The sequence below is a fragment of the Photobacterium sp. DNB22_13_2 genome (assembly GCF_052873915.1).
In genome coordinates this window covers 1-308 of the sequence record NZ_JBNNXU010000089.1, presented here as the reverse complement: position 1 = coordinate 308, position 308 = coordinate 1, and the positions used below count along the sequence as shown (strand labels likewise).

General features: G+C 67.2%; 1 pseudogene. It reads right to left on the bottom strand.

Annotated features, from left to right (window positions below):
- Window positions 1–308 (bottom strand): annotated as a pseudogene (locus ACVA58_RS27910) (tryptophan synthase subunit beta); the annotation flags it as partial.

Sequence of the window (308 nt, the reverse complement as noted above, 5' to 3'; positions counted from 1 at the left end):
CCGCCGCCCACGCAGGCGATCACGGCGTCCGGCTGACGGCCGATCATCTCGGGCATCTGCACCTTGCACTCCTCGCCGATCACGGCTTGGAAGTCGCGCACCATCATCGGATACGGATGCGCGCCGAGCGCGGAGCCGAGGATGTAGTGGGTCCCGCGGACGTTGGTCACCCAGTCGCGCATGGCCTCGTTGACCGCGTCCTTGAGCGTCTTCTGGCCGGCCTCGACGCCGACGACCTTGGCGCCCATGAGGCGCATGCGGAAAACATTCAGCGCCTGGCGCTCCATGTCCACCGAGCCCATGTAGAC